19 protein-coding genes and 1 tRNA gene are annotated in these 16,739 nt (G+C 67.9%); 8 read left to right on the top strand and 12 right to left on the bottom strand.

What is annotated here, in order from left to right; translation table 11 throughout:
* Position 1 precedes the first annotated feature (1 nt).
* The gene (locus ACGFH6_RS01665; protein WP_393379579.1) at positions 2–349 is read left to right on the top strand and encodes a VOC family protein; all 348 of its coding nucleotides are present in this window, start codon (positions 2–4) and stop codon (positions 347–349) included.
* Here the strand turns inward: ACGFH6_RS01665 and ACGFH6_RS01660 are convergent, their stop codons facing one another.
* The 6 genes from ACGFH6_RS01660 to ACGFH6_RS01635 form a co-directional block, all read right to left on the bottom strand.
* Entirely contained in the window at positions 350–2,809 is a 2,460-nt protein-coding gene (locus tag ACGFH6_RS01660) for an ABC transporter permease (RefSeq protein WP_393379577.1), read from the bottom strand.
* Between the two features lies 1 nt (position 2,810).
* Positions 2,811–3,590 (bottom strand): ABC transporter ATP-binding protein, encoded by a 780-nt coding sequence (locus tag ACGFH6_RS01655; protein ID WP_393379575.1) that lies wholly within the window; start codon positions 3,588–3,590, stop codon positions 2,811–2,813.
* Positions 3,591–3,693: 103 nt separating this feature from the next.
* Complete coding sequence (locus ACGFH6_RS01650; RefSeq protein ID WP_393381141.1) at positions 3,694–4,359, bottom strand: response regulator transcription factor; 666 nt, start codon at positions 4,357–4,359, stop codon at positions 3,694–3,696.
* Positions 4,360–4,437: 78 nt separating this feature from the next.
* On the bottom strand, positions 4,438–5,622 hold the full coding sequence (locus ACGFH6_RS01645; protein WP_393379573.1) for a sensor histidine kinase: 1,185 nt from the start codon (positions 5,620–5,622) through the stop codon (positions 4,438–4,440).
* A 205-nt stretch (positions 5,623–5,827) separates the two neighbouring features.
* Positions 5,828–6,469: a TetR/AcrR family transcriptional regulator gene (locus ACGFH6_RS01640; RefSeq protein WP_131362973.1), complete on the bottom strand. Its 642-nt coding sequence runs from the start codon at positions 6,467–6,469 to the stop codon at positions 5,828–5,830.
* Positions 6,470–6,534: 65 nt separating this feature from the next.
* Positions 6,535–7,542 (bottom strand): acyl-CoA desaturase, encoded by a 1,008-nt coding sequence (locus ACGFH6_RS01635; protein WP_393379571.1) that lies wholly within the window; start codon positions 7,540–7,542, stop codon positions 6,535–6,537.
* Between the two features lie 123 nt (positions 7,543–7,665).
* Between ACGFH6_RS01635 and ACGFH6_RS01630 the strand changes: the two genes are divergently transcribed.
* A tRNA-Gln gene (locus tag ACGFH6_RS01630) sits at positions 7,666–7,737 on the top strand.
* Positions 7,738–8,622: 885 nt separating this feature from the next.
* The gene (locus ACGFH6_RS01625; protein ID WP_393379570.1) at positions 8,623–9,552 is read left to right on the top strand and encodes a phosphotransferase family protein; all 930 of its coding nucleotides are present in this window, start codon (positions 8,623–8,625) and stop codon (positions 9,550–9,552) included.
* A gap of 309 nt (positions 9,553–9,861) precedes the next feature.
* Here the strand turns inward: ACGFH6_RS01625 and ACGFH6_RS01620 are convergent, their stop codons facing one another.
* Positions 9,862–10,131, bottom strand: coding sequence for a hypothetical protein (locus ACGFH6_RS01620; RefSeq protein ID WP_393379568.1), 270 nt, complete (start codon positions 10,129–10,131; stop codon positions 9,862–9,864).
* A 138-nt stretch (positions 10,132–10,269) separates the two neighbouring features.
* On the opposite strand from ACGFH6_RS01620, the gene ACGFH6_RS01615 reads away from it, so the two are divergent.
* The 3 genes from ACGFH6_RS01615 (at position 10,270) to ACGFH6_RS01605 (ending at position 12,187) form a co-directional block, all read left to right on the top strand.
* Entirely contained in the window at positions 10,270–10,770 is a 501-nt protein-coding gene (locus ACGFH6_RS01615) for a hypothetical protein (RefSeq protein ID WP_393379566.1), read from the top strand.
* Positions 10,771–11,117: 347 nt separating this feature from the next.
* On the top strand, positions 11,118–11,522 hold the full coding sequence (locus ACGFH6_RS01610) for a GNAT family N-acetyltransferase (protein WP_393379564.1): 405 nt from the start codon (positions 11,118–11,120) through the stop codon (positions 11,520–11,522).
* Positions 11,523–11,530: 8 nt separating this feature from the next.
* Entirely contained in the window at positions 11,531–12,187 is a 657-nt protein-coding gene (locus tag ACGFH6_RS01605) for a nucleotidyltransferase domain-containing protein (RefSeq protein ID WP_393379562.1), read from the top strand.
* 6 nt (positions 12,188–12,193) lie between these two features.
* Here the strand turns inward: ACGFH6_RS01605 and ACGFH6_RS01600 are convergent, their stop codons facing one another.
* Both ACGFH6_RS01600 and ACGFH6_RS01595 read right to left on the bottom strand, forming a co-directional pair.
* Entirely contained in the window at positions 12,194–12,517 is a 324-nt protein-coding gene (locus tag ACGFH6_RS01600) for a hypothetical protein (RefSeq protein ID WP_393379560.1), read from the bottom strand.
* A gap of 22 nt (positions 12,518–12,539) precedes the next feature.
* Complete coding sequence (locus ACGFH6_RS01595) at positions 12,540–13,361, bottom strand: alpha/beta fold hydrolase (RefSeq protein ID WP_393379558.1); 822 nt, start codon at positions 13,359–13,361, stop codon at positions 12,540–12,542.
* Between the two features lie 219 nt (positions 13,362–13,580).
* Here ACGFH6_RS01595 and ACGFH6_RS01590 point away from each other — a divergent pair, with 219 nt between their 5' ends.
* Positions 13,581–14,063: a hypothetical protein gene (locus tag ACGFH6_RS01590; RefSeq protein ID WP_393379557.1), complete on the top strand. Its 483-nt coding sequence runs from the start codon at positions 13,581–13,583 to the stop codon at positions 14,061–14,063.
* 7 nt (positions 14,064–14,070) lie between these two features.
* Here ACGFH6_RS01590 and ACGFH6_RS01585 read toward each other — a convergent pair whose 3' ends face one another.
* From ACGFH6_RS01585 to ACGFH6_RS01575, 3 genes are all read right to left on the bottom strand, one after another.
* Entirely contained in the window at positions 14,071–14,439 is a 369-nt protein-coding gene (locus ACGFH6_RS01585; protein ID WP_393379555.1) for a VOC family protein, read from the bottom strand.
* A 133-nt stretch (positions 14,440–14,572) separates the two neighbouring features.
* Positions 14,573–14,905 (bottom strand): VOC family protein, encoded by a 333-nt coding sequence (locus tag ACGFH6_RS01580; RefSeq protein ID WP_393379553.1) that lies wholly within the window; start codon positions 14,903–14,905, stop codon positions 14,573–14,575.
* Positions 14,906–14,918: 13 nt separating this feature from the next.
* On the bottom strand, positions 14,919–15,416 hold the full coding sequence (locus tag ACGFH6_RS01575) for a DUF664 domain-containing protein (RefSeq protein WP_393379551.1): 498 nt from the start codon (positions 15,414–15,416) through the stop codon (positions 14,919–14,921).
* Positions 15,417–15,630: 214 nt separating this feature from the next.
* Between ACGFH6_RS01575 and ACGFH6_RS01570 the strand changes: the two genes are divergently transcribed.
* Positions 15,631–16,683: a hypothetical protein gene (locus ACGFH6_RS01570; protein WP_393379549.1), complete on the top strand. Its 1,053-nt coding sequence runs from the start codon at positions 15,631–15,633 to the stop codon at positions 16,681–16,683.
* Positions 16,684–16,739 lie beyond the last annotated feature (56 nt).

Here is a 16,739-nt window from a genome sequence, read left to right as displayed (position 1 = left end):
GATGCGGCTTGATCACGTGCAGGTGTCCTGTCCGCCAGGCGGGGAGGACGTCGCGCGGGCCTTCTACCGGGACGCACTCGGGATGACCGAGGTGGAGAAGCCGGAGTTGCTGAAACCTCGGGGCGGCTGCTGGTTCAAGGAAGGTGCCGCGGAGGTGCACGTCGGCGTGGAGCAGGACTTCCGGCCGGCGAAGAAGGCGCACCCTGCGCTGGCCGTGGACGACTTGGATGCGCTGGCCGCCAAGCTCACCGGGCTCGGATATCCGGTGACGTGGGACAACGAGACGATCCCGGGCCGCCGGCGGTTCCACACCGCCGACGGCCACGGGAATCGGGTCGAGATCGTCTGACTACTCGGTTGCCAAGGCGCCGGCGGGAGCGACCTTGGCAGCCCGCCGGGCCGGCAGGACCGACGCGAGCAGGCCGGCGACCGCGGCGACCGCGGCGATCGCGACCAGCAGCGTGACGGGTACGGCGTACTCCACGCCGCCGTCGACGGTCTGGCCGCCCATCAGGGCGCTGGTCCCGGTCCAGCCGTAGATCAGGCCGAGGACGATGCCGAGCGCGGCCGCGACCAGTGCCATCAGCAACGACTCGACCGCGAGCATCCCGCGCAACTGGCGCCGGGTCAGACCCATGGCCCGGAGCAGGGCGTTCTCCCGGGTCCGTTCCAGCACCGACAGGCTGAGCGTGTTGCCCACACCGACGAGTGCGATCAGGACCGAGACCCCGAGCAGACCGATGCCGACGAGCAGCAGGACGTCGAAGATCTTCGTGTAGCTGGTCCGTTCGGCCAGACCGCCGCTGACGGACAGATCCTTGACCGTTGGGATCGACTGCTCCACCGAGTCGATCACCTGCGACCCGTCCGCCTTCGGGTCGGACGCCACCCAGAACCCGTTCACCGCGGCGTTCGGGACGAGCTTCGCCAGGTCGGCGGCCGTGATCGTCATCGGGTCCAGCCCGGTCGCGCCCTGTGCCGTGACGATCAGCTTGTGCTGACCGGAGACCAGCGTGATCGGTGTGCCGCTCTTGATGTCCAACCCGCTCATGGTCTGGTAGTCGAGCAGCGCCGTACCAGGCTTCAGCTGACCGGCCAGCGTCGGGTCGTGGATGACCGACCCGGCCCCGGCCTGGTCGATCCCGGTCACCGGCACCTGCTGATCGCCGGCCTTCAGTGTCACCTGGCTCACCGGGACCACCTGCGTGATGCCCTTGATGTCACGCAGTTGCTGCTCGGCACTGGCCGGCATCTTGTCGTTGTACGCCCGCACCACCAGGTCGACCGGGTACTGACTGTCCATCGACACGTCGAACGTCTTGCGCACCGACGCGATCCCGACACAGGTCAGGCTGATCAGGGTCACACCGATCAGCAGAGCCGAGGTGGTGGCCGCCGTACGCTTCGGGTTCCGGACCGCGTTGGCGACGGCGATCCGCGACGGTACGCCGGTACGCGCCGGCAATGCGCCGAGCACCCGGATCAGCGCCGGTACCAGGAGCGAACCGACCGCGAGAACGCCGAGGAACGACAGCACACCGCCGGCCACGCCGACGATCACCTGGCTACTCCCTGCCCCGACGGCCAGCAACAGGCCACCACCGGCGAGCAACAGGAAGCCGAGGACCAGTCGCACTACGCCGGCCTTCGACCCGGCGGCCGGAGCGGCCTCGGGACGAAGCGCTGCCAACGGCGCAACCCGGGTCGCCCGGCGAGCCGGTACGACGGCGGCCACGATGGTCGCCACGGTCCCGAGCAGCAGCGGCAGGAGCACCGACCACACGTCCAGGTGCAGCGGTACCGGCGGGATGCCCCAGTCGAACTCGCGGGCGAGCGCCAGCGCCAGCGCGGAGAGCGCGACCCCGAACACGACACCGATCGCGGACGCGACCACGCCGACCACGCTCGCCTCCGCGAGCACGGAGGAGAACACCTGCCGGCGGGACGCGCCGACGCAGCGCAGCAGCGCCATCTCCCGGGTGCGCTGGGCGATCACGATCGTGAAGGTGTTGCCGATCACCAGGCAGGCGACGAACAGCGCGATCACCGCGAACATGCCGAACACGCCGCCGAGGACATCGATGCCGTTCGTGAAGCCCTTCACCTGGTGGTCGATCCACTCCTCGCCGGTGTAGACCTTCAGATCCTGCGGGACGACGTTGCGGACGGCCGCGGCGAGCGCCTCCTGGTCCACGCCAGGCTTCGCCGCGATCGCGACCGCTCGAGTGAAGCCGTCCGGCTCGAAGATCTTCACCGCCGCCGGGGTGGCGACGGCATGCGCCTGGCCGACCGAGTTCGAGTCGTCCAGCAGGCCGACCACGGTGACGTCCCACGACTTGTTGTTCCACGAGTTGAGCCGGAGCTTCTGGCCGACCGAGACCTTGTGCTTCTCCGCCGGCTTGGCCGGGAGCGCGATCTCGTTCGTTGCGGTCGGCAACCGGCCGGACGACGTACCTGGCCCGGCGATCTTGGTGGTGTCGTACAGCGCGTCGACCTCGAGGGCCTCGTCCCGGACCAGCCCGGGGTACGACGCCTCGAGGTAGGCCGTCGTCATGGTCACCACCGACGCGGCCTGCGGCACCTTCTGGACCTTCGCGACGTCCGCCGCGGTGATCTCGGCGTTCTCCGGGTAGACCAGGGCGTCGACGCCGCGGTACTGCGCTCCGATCGTCGTGTCGACGCCGTGCGACGCCGACCCGTGCGCGGTCATCGCCAGGGTGCCGAAACCGACCCCCAGCACGATCGCCAGGCAGGCGGCGACCAGGCGGCCCAGGTGGGCGCGCAGCGAGGAGAGAATCGAACGTCGCACGTCAGGCCCCCAGCTGCCGCAGCGCGTCCAGCACGGTCTCCGGCTTCGGGTTGTGCAGCTCGCCCGCGAGCTTGCCGTCGGCAAGCATCACGACGCGGTCGGCGTACGACGCGGCGAGCGGGTCGTGGGTGACCATCACCACGGTCTGGCCGAACTCGCGGACCGAGCGGCGCAGGAACCCGAGCACCTCGGCGCCGGACCGCGAGTCGAGGTTGCCGGTCGGCTCATCGGCGAACACGACCTCCGGCCGCCCGACCAGCGCGCGAGCGACAGCGACGCGCTGCTGCTGGCCGCCGGACAGCTCCGACGGGCGGTGGGTGAGCCGGTCCTGCAGTCCGAGTACGTCGACCAGCGTGGTGAGCCACTGCTGGTCGGGCTTGCGGTTGCCCAACTCGAGCGGCAGCAGGATATTGTCCTTCGCCGACAGCATCGGCAGCAGGTTGAACGACTGGAACACGAAGCCGACCCGGTCCCGCCGGATCCTGGTCAGCTCGGCGTCCGGCAGCTGGGTCAGCTCGGTCTCGCCGAGCAGGACCTGGCCGCTGGTCGGGGTGTCGAGGCCGGCCAGGCAGTGCATCAACGTCGACTTGCCCGAGCCGGACGGACCCATGATCGCGGTGAACCGGCCGACGCCGAAGTCGACCGACACGCCGTCGAGCGCGGCGACCGCGGTGTCGCCCTGTCCGTACACCTTGCGCAACTCGTGCGCCCGGATCGCGGTCCGTGGCGTCCCGTCCTGCGGCAACCGCCCGACCGCAAGCTCACCGGTCTGCAAACTCATGTCACTCCTTGATTCAACCGAACCTGACGTTGGTCAAGAAGTTAGTGATTCCGCCGCCGCATCTCGTCGGACCGCAGACTGGAGTCGGAGTACTACCTGGGTATTACTTGGTCGGCCGGACCAGTCCCGTCTCGTAGCCCAGCACCACCAGGGCGACACGGTCACGCAGCCCGGTCTTGGCCAGGATCCGGCCGATATGGGTCTTGACCGTTGCCTCGGACAACGTGAACAGCTGGGCGATCTCGGTGTTCGACAGGCCGCGGGCGACCTCGAGCAGGACCTCGCGTTCCCGGGCGGTCAGCTCGGCCAGATCCGGCCGTTCGGTCCCGGCGTCGGGCAGCGCGCCGGCGAAGTGCTCCAGCAGCCGCTTCGTCGTACTGGGGGAGACCACGGCGTCACCGGAGTACACCTGGCGGATCGCCGACAGCAGGTCGGCCGGCGGCGTGTTCTTGAGCAGGAAGCCGGCCGCGCCGGCCTTGATCGCGGCGAACGCGTACTCGTCCAGGTCGAACGTGGTCAGCACGATCACCTTCGGTGCCTGCGGCAACGACTGGAGCCGCTGGGTGGCCTCCACGCCGTCCAGGCGGGGCATCCGGACGTCCATGAGTACGACGTCGCACGCGGTCACCTGGATCTTCTCCACCGCCTCGCCGCCGTCGCCGGCCTGGCCGACCACCCGCATGTCCGGCTGCGAGTCCACCAGCATGGTGAACCCGGCCCTGACGAGCTCCTGGTCGTCCACGAGGAAGACCCTGATCACGTCATCGATCACACCTCCACCTCGCTTCGCTCGGTTCCGGCGTGACCGATAAGAGTGCTGTACCTCTTGTTCACTCGCTGCGCTCGCTCACTGGTCGCCTCCAATGGGAAGGTGGTACGGGAGTTTTGCGATCACCTCGTAACCGCCGCCCGCCTTCGGTCCGGCGCTCACCGTACCGCCCGAGATCGAGGCGCGCTGCCGCATCCCGACCAGACCGTGCCCCGGGTCCGCGCTCGGCGCGACCCCGGCACCCCGGCCGTCGTCGGTGACCACCACGGTCAGCATCTCGCGCCCGAAGTCCAGCAGGACGGAGGTCCGCGCTCCCGGCCCGGCGTGTTTCAGCGTGTTGGTCAGGCCCTCCTGCACGATCCGGTACGCCGTCAGCCCCAGCAACGCCTCCAGGTCGCGCGGTTCGCCGGTCACCTGGTAGTCGACGGTGAGCCCGGCGTCGCGGACGTTGTCGATCAGCTCGGGCAGGGACGAGACTCCCGGTTGCGGGCGGGGCTGGTTCGGGTCGAGCTCGGGCTGCTCGTCCTGCTTGAGCAGGCCGAGCATCTTGCGCATCTCGGTCAGACTCGCCCGTCCGGTGTCGCCGATCGTGGCCAGTGCCTTCTTCGCCTGTTCCGGTGACTTGTCCGCGGCGTACAGTCCGCCGTCGGCCTGGACGATCATGATCGACAGACCGTGCGCGACCACGTCGTGGATCTCGCGCGCGATCCGGGTCCGCTCGTTGGACACGGCCAGCTTGGCCTCACGGTCGCGGTCGCGTTCCAACTGCTCCGCGCGTTCCTCGAGCTGGGCGACGTACAGGCCGCGGGTACGGCGCCGTTCGCCGAACGCCCAGACGCCGAAGACCAGCGCGCCGAGGGCAACCATCATGGTCACCTGCTGGCGCCAGTCGGAGTTCGTCCAGTACCGCGACGTCGCCATCAGGACGCCGAGGCCGCCGATTCCGAGCGCGATCCGGCTGTAGCGGACCTCGCCGTACACCGAGATCGTGTAGAGGGCGACGAGCAGGCCGACGTTGGCCGGCATCAGCTGGGCGCCGAACAGCCACTGCACCGAGGCAACCGCGGAGACGCCGAAGAAGACGAGCTCGGGATGAGTGCGGCGCCAGATCAGCGGCACGAGCATGCCGAAGCCGAGGATGCCTTCGAACCCGGACTGCGCGATCGACAGCAGTCCGAAGACCATGCACAGGCTGCCGGTCAGCAGCAGGTCGAACGCCTTGCTGCGGGCAGGCACGGGCCGCGCGGTCAGGATCCCCGTCATGCGGGCCAGGGTACGGCGCCGCCCTCGCCCGGAGATCATGCCACGGGCGGATGTCGCCGTACCGCCGCAGACTGAGCCCCCCTCGGCGCCGCCCCCTGCCAACACGAGGGGATAACCCCGGGGGTTGTGCCTTCTCCCCTCCTATACGAGCAGAGAACCCACCATTCGAGGGGATCTCCCCTCGAATGCGCTTGGGCCGGGAGGGTTACTTGTGCGGGCGGGTCGACAGGGTCGGCTTGGCTTCGAGGCCGGACAGGCCGTTCCAGGCGAGGTTGACCAGGTGGGCGGCGACGTCCGGCTTCTTCGGGCGGCGGGCGTCGAGCCACCACTGGCCGGTGAGCGCGACCATGCCGACCAGCATCTGGGCGTACATCGGGGCGTTCTTCGGGTCCAGGCCGCGGCGCTTGAACTCCTCGGCCAGGATGTGCTCGACCCTGGTCGCGACGTCGCTGAGGATCGAGATGAACGAACCGGTGGACGACCCGACCGGCGAATCGCGGACCAGGATGCGGAAGCCGTCGGAGTTGTTCTCGATGTAGTCGAGCAGCGCGAGCGCGGCCTGCTCGACCAGCTCGTGCGCGCGGCCTGCCGTCAGCGACTGGGTGACACCGTCGAGCAGCGCCCGTACCTCGCGGTCCACGACCACGGCGTACAGGCCTTCCTTGCCGCCGAAGTGTTCGTAGACGACGGGCTTGGAGACCTCGGCGCGGGCCGCGATCTCCTCGACCGACGTCGCCTCGTACCCCTTCTGGGCGAACAGGCCACGGGCGATGGTGATGAGTTGTTCGCGACGCTCGGCACTCGTCATCCGGATCCGGCCGGACCGCCGCGGTTTGGGTTCCGTCACGTCGAGATCACGTCAGCATCATGCCGTACTTCGGTGTTGCCAGCGGGAGATTTACCGGTGGTGCCTCAGGCAGCCGCTTTCAGCGGGGTCTTGGCGTCGGCGTCGACACGGCGGGCTTCCAGGCGCTCGCGCACCGGCCAGCGGACGTCGCTGACCCAGCCCATCTTCTCGAAGAACCAGATGCAGCGCGCCGATGTGTCGAGTTGGCCCTTCAGTACGCCGTGCCGCGCGCAGGTCGGGTCCGAGTGGTGCAGGTTGTGCCACGACTCGCCCTGGCTCAGGATCGCCAGCCACCACACGTTGCCGGACTTGTCCCGGCTCTTGAACGGCCGGTCGCCGATCGTGTGGCAGATCGAGTTGATCGACCAGGTGACGTGGTGCAGCAGCGCGATCCGGACCAGGCTGGCCCAGAAGAACGCGGTCAGCGCGCCCTCGATCGACCAGGACCACAGACCGCCGATGACGGCCGGCGCGAGCAGCGAGACCGCGACCATCAGCGGGAAGAGGCGCGACACCTTGACGATGTCCTTGTCCTTCAGCAGATCCGGCGCGTACTGCCGCTGCGGGGTCTGCTCGGTGTCGAACAGCCAGCCGACATGGGCGTGCATGAAGCCCTTGGTGAGTGCGCGCACGCTGTTGCCGTACTTCCACGGGCTGTGCGGGTCGCCGTCACGGTCGGAGAACTTGTGGTGCTTGCGGTGGTCGGCCACCCAGCGGACCACCGGGCCCTCGATCGCCAGCGAGCCGGCGATGGCGAGCGCGTACTTCATCGGGCGGTTCGGCTTGAACGACTTGTGCGTGAACAGCCGGTGGAAACCGATCGAGATGCCGTGGCCGGCCACTGTGTAGAAGACCACCGCCAGGACCACGTCGCGCCAGCCCAGGAACCCGCCCCAGGCGATCGGTACGGCGGCCAGCACGGCCAGGAACGGGATGCCGATGAACAACGCCAGCGCAACCTGTTCCCAGGGTCGCTTCTGCTCACCCCCGAGCGTTCCGGTGTCGACGTCGAAATCGTCGGCCTGCTGGGCGCGGGTGGGCGCCTCCGGTGCGGCAACGGCGGGTGGAGTCATGTGTTCGATCCCTCGGATGGAGGACAGCTTACCTACGCTACCGTAACCTACGGACCCGTAGGTAAGGAACCCCTCAGCGTGTCGTCCACCCCACTCCATGGCAAACTGTCCCGGCGACCACGATCCCCCGTGGGGTAATCGGCAGCCCGCGAGACTTTGAATCTCGAAGACCAGGATCGAAACCTGGCGGGGGAGCAACAAGAACCCCCAGGTCAGAGCGCCTCTGACCTAGGGGTTCTGCCATGCAGAGACCGTTCTGGTGACAAGCGACTAAGTCAGAGGCGTCGTCGGACTCTGCGGTGACCGCGGGGGTGGTCTCATCAACCGCAGCGGCGAGGTGGCGAGCCGAGAGCATTTGCCTCCGGTGGGGGCCTCACGACTCCGGGATGACGGGTCCGATTCGGCCGGGACTTTGGTCGGCAGACGGGAAGGCATCGGGGGTGCTTGGAGCCTCGTCGCGGATGGGGACCGCGTCGCTAGCATCGCCCTGTGGCAGTGACAGCGTCTGGGGTGTTCCGGCGTACCGCGATCGAGCGGTCAGATCAACGGGTCTCTTGGGAGCGAACGGATCGGGCCTTCTTCTCGAGTGGGGCATGCCATGTGCTGGCCTGGACGTGCAGGGATTTCTATCCCGACAAGGGGATCGCCTTGGCGGCGGTGTACTTGGGTGACTTCGAGCATCCGCTTCACACGTACGCGAGGTGGGGCACGTGGGCGTTCGATGCGTCGGGTTGGAACCCTGAGTCCGAACTCCTGCGGGTCAACAGCGACTTCGAGGGTCTCCCCGTCCGTCAGGTGGAGACGATCAGAAGTGACCTTCGGGAGTTCTGTGAAGAGCACGTGCATCGACAACCACACCAGTACTGGGCAGATCCGACAGAACGCGCACGCGCCTATGTGGGCCGATACGACCCGCCCTGGCTCTAGGCACTCCCTCGTAGCGGGGACTATGGAGTCGCGTCGGAGTATGGCGGAAGGCACTGCACTCTGAGCCGGGGTTTTGCTCACAGGGTCGTACTCGGCCCGTGCACCCGGGGAATTCCGGTGCGTCGATGAACTGCGAGTCCTAGAGTGCGTGGGGTGGATCTTTCGCATCTCGGTACGCCGATCCGACCGATGATCCGGGTCCACGGCGGGTTCGCCAACCGGATGTACCGGCTCGACACCGACCAGGGCTCGTTCGCGGTGAAGGAGCTGAACCTCGTCGACCGCCGCTGGACCTACCGCGTCGAGGACGTGTTCAGGTTCGAGCGGGCGGCCTTCGCTGCCGGCGTACCGATGCCTGAGCCGATCTCGGTCAGCCACGACACGCTCGTCCACCGGTGGGTGGACGGAGAGAAGGTGCCCGAAGCACCGGTGTCGGCGGCGTACGCGTTCGAGATCGGTGAGATCCTCGCGCGCATCCACGCGCTGGACGTCGAGTGGACGGACGTGTCGCCCGAGGACCCGGCGTCACGGGACTGGCCCGAGCTCGCCAAGCGGGCGGCGGCGACCGAACAGCCGTGGGCCGACGAACTCGCCTCCCACGTCGAGACGTTCCTCGCGATTGCCCACTTCGTCGACACCTGCGAACGGCCAGGCCCCGTTGTACTGACCCACAAGGACATCCAACCGTGGAACCTGCTGGCTCGAGACGGTCGGCCGGTAGTGCTCGACTGGGAGCTCTCGGGGATGCTCGACCTGGCCGGTGAGCTCGGCTCGACCGCGCTGAGCCTCTCGAAGGGACCCGGCTTCGACACCATCGAGCCGACCATCTTCCGCTCAGTCCTCGACGGCTACGTCGCCGGTGGCGGAGCGCTGCCGCCGTCGGGTCCAAGCTGGTTCGTGTTCATGATCGGCGGCTGGCTGGGGCACACAAGATGGAACATCCTCCGCTGCCTCGCCGGCGTCGAGGCAAGCACCGGCCCCGACCTCGCACTCTCACACGAGTCCGTCCGCAACGGCCTACGCGGCCTCCCCGACCTATTCACCCGCCTCCCAGACCTCGAGCCCCTACTCCTGCAACGGTGACCCACCTCCATGCCGGGTGCGCGGCGTACCGCGCCCTCCACCTGACGCCGACCCCGGCAATCCCGCCACTGAACGCGAACCGGCCTCGCGGCAGGCCCCCTAGGATCGAACCCTGGCGAGGGAGCAACCATCCCGTATGCCTGACCTGCGGGTTTCTTGTACGACGACGGACTGTGGTTCAGCCCCGCGCGGAGGTACGCGCGCTCCTGCGTCGCCCGCCTGCGAATACACCGTGGGGTCGCACCCCGATGGATCGTCAGGACCCACGCCCGCGCTGGAACCATCCGCGCACGGATTTGACCCTGAACGCTACGTCTCGTAGGCACTTGCGATGTCCTGCCACAGCTCGGCCAGGACCTCTGTCCGCTCGGTCAACTGATCGAGGGACATCCAGGCGTCCTCCACGCCGCTATGGAAGCGTCGATAGGCCTCAGCATTGAACCCGTCGGCGGCGGTGGCGACGGCCCTTGCCTTCACGGCGAGCTGCGCGCGATCCGCGTTGTCGCGGACAGCCCTGAGGAACTGCATCTCCGCGCTCTCGTAGTCGTCTGAGAGAAGGTCCAGTTCGGACTTGGTCACCCCGGAATGCTAGAGGCAGACTCATGCCGCGATCCGCGCTCCCGACCGTCGGAGTTCGCCTGGCGAACGACTGTTGCGCGGGAAGCCGACGAGGACAAATCCCGTGCGGCTACGCATGAAGGTCCGCACAATGGGCGCATGTCACAGGAGTTCGTGCGGGATGGGGCGACGCCGACACCTGAGTTGGTGGCCGCGTGGCTGGCCCTGGACGACCTGCGTGCGGAGTCCGTTCCAATGTGGGCTGCCAACTGGCTCGTCCAGGGCTATGACGGTGCCGCGCTAGCGGAACTCGCAGGCCTCAGCGGACGCGACACTCGCGAGGTCCGAGACGTTCTCCCGGCCGCTCTGGCGGAGACCGGAGTTCGTCCGCTGTCCTCGAAGGACGCCGCCGTACGGGTGGCCTTCGACCACATCGCCAACCAGCATCTCAGTGGACGCACACGGTGGGCCTGGGTCGTCAACCAGGTCGTCGATGTCCTATACCGCGCCGGTGAGGAATGCGAGGCCTTCAGACAGCCACTGGGCGAGCTGTACGGGATCGACGATGAGGCCGGCGAGCCCTGGAGCAGGACCGACGATGAACTAGCCCGAATCGTGCGGCAGGCATGCCTCGACCAGACGGCAAGCCACCGACGCTAGCTCCACGCTCAGCGTCGGACAACGCAGGTAGCGCGGTAGACCGTGCTCGACGCCGGATCGGTGACCGTTGCGTTCCTCGGAAACAAAGGGGCTCCCAGCGACGCATAGTTTCCGGTGATCGGCGTACTCGCGTGCACCTGCGTCGTCTGGAGGGCGAGGTTGTGGTCGGTGGGTGGTGGTTGAATGCGGGGATGGGTGTGAGGGTTCGGGCGGTTGATCAGGGGCGGTGGGGGGACCTGGTTGAGGTGTTTGGGCCTAGTGGGGGGACGCGGGGGTGTTGGTGTATGTCTCGGCGGTTGCCGAGTTCGGTGGTTGCGGTGAATGGCGGTGCGGAGAATCGGGCTGCCATGGAAGGGTTTGTGCGGGCGGGGGAGCCGGTGGGGCTGATCGGGTACGTCGATGAGCGGCCGGCTGCTTGGTGTGCGGTTGCGCCGCGGACGGAGTACTACGCGATCGTCCACTCGCGGGCGTTGCCGATCGACGAGCCGGACGATGAGTCGATCTGGGCGATCAACTGCCTGTTCGTGAAGAGTGGGTATCGCGGGCGTGGTACGACGCTGCCGATGGTCGAGGCGGCCGTCGAATACGCTCGCAGTTCGGGCGCGCGGATGGTGGAGGCTTATCCGGTGAAGACCCTGCCTGGGGATCCTGGGCGCGGGATGCTGAGCACCTTTCTCGCTGCTGGGTTCACGGTGTACGGCGAGGAACGCACCCAGGCGAAACGCAACGTCGTCGTACGCCGAACTCTGTGAACGGCTGGATGAGCCAGCAGCCCGAGTGGCCGACGGTGGAAGAGTTGGCTGAGGCGGCGTACTGGGCTCGGCTTTATGGGCGCTGGGAGGCGATGGATCTGGCGGGGGTTGCCGGGTTCATGGAGGGGTTCGGGCGGCCGTGGTGGGTGGTCGGTGGGTGGGCTGTAGATGCGTTCACCGGAGTCGCCCGCCGGCATGACGATGTGGATGTCTCGATCTTTGCTTCTGATGTGCCTGCGCTTCGGGCGCATGTCGGGGACCGGTGGCATCTGTGGTGTCTTGCCGGGGAGGACATGCGGCCGCTGACTGATCGGCATCCGGAGGTGTTTCATCCGGCGAGTCAGATCTGGGTTCGCGAGCACGGTGATGCGCCCTGGGTGATCGACCTGCCGTTGACGCCGGATCGCGACGGTCTGTGGACGAACAAGTTCATCGCTGATCACGTTGCGCCGCTCGACGAGGTCACGTGGATTGCGGGCGATGGCATTCGGTACCTCAACCCCGAGATCGTTCTGCTGTTCAAGGCCCGAAAGCGGCGTACGAAGGATGAGCGCGATCTGGCGTGCGCCTGGCCGCTGCTCAGTGAGGACAAGCAGCTGTGGCTCCGGGACATGATCCGTCGTATCGACGACAACCACCCCTGGCTGCACCAACTCAGCCGCTGACCGGCCTCAGCTGTCGGCGGGGACGATGTCGGCGAGGATGGCAATGGTGGTTTCGATCGTGGCGACTTGGACTGGGTCGAGGTCTCCTTGGACGGTGATGCCGACCGGGTCTCCGGGGGAGTCGCAGGCCAGGAGGACGGTGAGCGTCTGGGTGCCGACGATGGGGTAGTCGTACCAGCGTTCGGGAGGGTCCCAGCTGGTTTGGGGGAGAGCGGTCTCGACGGCCATCCAGTCGAGGTCGTCGAACCGGTAGTCGACGCACGCCGAGATGTACTCCAGCGCCATGCGGACGTTGGCGGGCCAGACCCAACCACTGACCTTGTTCACCATGGCGGCAAGTATGCCGGGCTGCTCAGGGGGACTGGAGGAACTTGCGGATGTGGTTGGACCAGGTGGTTGGGTTTTCGAAGTGGCACATGTGGGCGGTGTTGGGGATGACGGCCAGGTGGCTGGTGGGGAGGGCGGTGTGGAGGCGGCGGGCGAGTTGGACGGGGAAGCCCATGTCTTGTTCGCCGTGGAGGATGAGGATGGGCTTGCCGGAGTCGCGGAGGATGCGTTCGGGGTCGCCGGGGCACCACGGGTGCATGTCGCCGCTGATGGCGCGTTCCTCGCTCCAGTCGCCGGTGTCGGAACCTAGGCTTTCCAGCAGTTCCAGGTACGCCGGCGCGAGGTCGAGGTCCCAAACGAAGACGGTGGAGTTCCGCAGCTTCCCGCCGGCGGCGTCCTCCGCTCGCTGGCGCCGTTGGTATTCCTCCCAGCCCGCCAGGTACTGCTCCGCATCGGTGTACGCCGTAGTCGACGCGAGGACAAGCCGCCGTACCTGCTCAGGATGCTTGTCCACGAACCGCATCGCCGCCCTGCCACCGGTGGAGAACCCCAGCAGGTCCACCTGCCCGAGGCCGAGCTTGTCGATCAGCCGATGCGTGTCCTGTACGACGTACTCCGGTTGAAGGTCCTCGTCGGGAAGGCCCCGGGTGCTCCGGCCGCAACCACGGAAGTCGAACAGTACGACGTGATGGTCGCGAGCCAGCGGTTCGAACCCGGGCACCAGGTAGCCGTGCCCGACATCCGGCCCGCCGTGCATCACCACCAACGACGGCTTGTCGCCACGCACGCCGAGCTCCCGCACGAACAACGTGACGTCCCCGACATCGACCAGCGCCCCGTCACCCATGTCACCGAGCATGCCAAACCTCAGGCCGGAGCGTCGCTCGTCGGTGCGTCAGATGGTCCCGTTCAGCCGCGTTGCCGCAGGCTGCGAGGGCGGCGTCGTACGCCGTCACCGCTTCCGCGCCATCAGCCCACCTTCCGTCGCCTGCAGGACAACTCTGTCACCACGATGACCCCCGCCACCCCTCGCAATCGACAACCGCGTCCCGTGAATACTGAGCCGGTGCATGCAGCATCGGGGCTGGCGAAAGCGACGTGGACGGACGCGGACTTCGAGGTGATGGGCTGGCACGACTGCCGCGTCCACGCCCTGAGCATCGGTGAACACGAGGACGGCGCGCTCCCGCCGGCCCGGGTGCTGCTCGACCTCGACTACATCGTGCGCTGGGTGGACCCGGCGTACGGGCAGCGGCACTTCAGCTTCTGGATCGCTCCGGCCACGCTGGTGTTCGACCGCGCGTGGGACGTGTCCGGCGAACTCGGGCCGCTGCACGAGTTGCTGGAGATCGACGCGCTCCACCGCCTCGCGTCACCCGACCGCGACCCGGCTCCGCTGTGGCACCTCGAGGGCCACAACTTCGACCTCCGCCTCCGCGCCGCGGGGTACACGCAATACTTGCGCATGCCGCCCCAGCACGTCGGTCAGCAGATCCTCACGGCGGTGGAGCGTGGTGGGCTCAGCTTCGCGGAGCGGTCGTTCGCTTGATGTGCGGTCAACCCGGCTTGGCCTGGACGAAGCCGAGTTCGTTGCCGTCGGGGTCTTTGATGGTGAACTTGCGGGTGCCGTAGGGGGTGTTCTGCAGGGGTTCGAGTACGTCGGTGTCCGGGCTCGTGCGTTCCCACCAGGCGTCGACGTCGTCGACCTCGAAGTTGAAGCGGGCACCTACGGCCGGTGCCGGGTCGTACCGGCCGAGGGCGAACTGCGTGGGGCCGAGAGTGAAGTGGGCGTACGTCGGGGCGTCGGGTGGCCAATGCCCTTGGGCCTGGACGCCGAGCAAATCCTCGTACCACGTGATCGCGCTGGGCAGATCGCGCACGTTCGCGCGGACATGCGTCAGACGAGGAACGTCACTGCCGGACACCTGTGTCCCCTTTCGCCGATCGAACGTGGACAGCATCACACCCGCCGCCGACAGTTCCAGAGCGTGACCTGCAGGGACGTGCTCGGGAGCCGGAACGCGTTCAGCACCAGGGCAATCCCGCGGGTGGGACCGTTCAGCCGATGACGCAGAAGATGGTGCCGTCGGGGGCGGCCAGTACGACGAAGTCCGCGTTCGGTGGGTAGGTCCAGTCCTCGACGCGGCGGGCGCCGAGGGCGATCAGGCGGTCGATCTCGGCCTCGACGGTGGAGGTGCTGCGGTCGACCCAGAGGTCCAGGTGGGTGCGGTCAGTCTCGTCGAGATGGAGTTCGGTAGGGCGGCCGCCTGGCGGGACTAGGAAGTCGGGGTTGCCAGGTGCGGCGCCGTACCCGAGGGCCTGGCGCCAGAACTCGGCCGCGGGGCCGATGTCGTTCACGTTGAGAACGATTGCTCCGAGAGTGAGTCCCATGCTTCGCTCCTGCTCATTCGCCGGTTCTGCCGTCGAGTGCTTCGCGGATCAGGTCGGCGTGGCCGTTGTGGCGGGCGTACTCGCCGACCAGTTTCTGCAGGTTCCAGCGCAGGCTCATGCCGCTCGCGGGTCCGATGTCGTCGAGTGAAGTGTGCCGCGCGATGAGTTCGTCGTGGGCCGTGCGTTCGCGTTCCCAGGCAGCCATCGACGCGTCCACCATCGAGGCGTCGACGTCGAAGTCCCACTCGGAGCCGTCGTCCGTGTACTGCCCCCAGACCCACTCCAGCTCCGCCTTCGGGCCGAGCGCCCAGACGCCGTACGCCCGCTCCATCTCCGCCATGTGCCGAACGATTCCGAGCAACGACAACGCCGACGGCACCACCGCCCGCGTCACCAGCTGCTGTGCGTCCAGCCCGTCACACTTGGCCCGCAACGCATCCCGATGAAACCCCAACCACCCCAGCAAGATCCCCCGCTCATCGCCGTCCCCCGGCTGCCCAACCCGCTCCATACCACCCCATCCTCCCCTACGAGGGTCAGTCGAGTACCTCGCAGCAGACCAGAGACCACCGATGGATCAGGTGTAACGGATGTGGCGGTGATCGCGTCTAGAGGGTTGGTGCCTGCGATTCGCGTGGGACGGGACATGAGGTGGAGGCCTTCTGGTGCGGGAGAACAATCGGGGGACGCGCAGGCTTGTGGCGGTTCTCGGGGTCGTTGCGTGCGTGTTCACAGGCAGCTCGATCGCCGCCCAAGCACAGCCGGTCGCCGCGCAGGCGGCGTTGCAGTGGACGGTGACTCCGACCGGGCGGCAGCCGGCGAACCTTGACGACATCGACAGCCGGGCGGGGGAGACCTGGGCGGTGGGTGGTGACCAGATCGACGGGTTCCAGGACCGGCGGCCGCTCGCGCTGCGCTGGGACGGCAAGCGCTGGAAGGCCACCGCACAGCCGGTGCGCACGAACGCGACGCTTCAGAGCGTGGCAGTGGCCGGCGCCAAGAACGTCTGGGCGGTCGGCGAGGACCGTGCCGATCCCGCGACCCCCAAGCCGCTGGTCATGCACTGGAACGGCACCCGCTGGCGCGTCGTACCGGGACCGCCCGTGCCGACCGGGTCGTTCGGCAGCGTCGCCATCGGTCCGAACGGCGCCGTCTGGGCGACGGGCTGGGCCAACGTCGATGGGAAGGAGCACGCGGTCGTCTACCGGTACTCCGGCGGATCGTGGCAGCCGCTGACGACAGGACTTGAGGGATCCATCAACGGCAACACCCTCGCCATCGTCTCCGCGAAGGACGCCTGGCTCGGGCTGAACGGCGGACTGGCGCACTTCGACGGCAAGCGGTGGACGCTGGTGGACGACGTACCGGCCGATGGCTCCCAGATCCCCACCGGCATCGCGGTGGCCGGGCCGAAGAACATCTGGCTCGTCGGCGTGGAGCATGTCGCCCAGGACCGTCCGTTGGTCCTGCACTACGACGGCGTCTCCTGGACCCGGGTGCCGGCCCCGACCGGATGGTCACAGCTGTACGACGTCGCACTGCGTGACAACCGCCCGGTCGCGGTGGGGGAGCGATTCGAGGAATCCGGCAACAGCATCTTCGCGAAGCCCTACGTGCTGGAGTACCGCGGTTCGAAGTTCGTCGAAGCACCGAGCCCGGGCGCCGCGTACGGCACCCTGACCGGAGCCGCCGCCGCCAACGGGCGGCTGTGGACGGCCGGCCTCACCAGCGCCACTCCGGACGCTCCGTTCTCGGCCTTCACCGCCTTCGCCCGCTGACCATGCCGTGAGACGAGTCACGTGATCCCGCACGGCCGCGCGGAGGCCGTGCGGGA

It is taken from the genome of Kribbella sp. NPDC049227 (assembly GCF_043197265.1).
GTDB lineage: Bacteria > Actinomycetota > Actinomycetes > Propionibacteriales > Kribbellaceae > Kribbella.
This window is presented reverse-complemented; position numbering and strand designations above follow the sequence as displayed.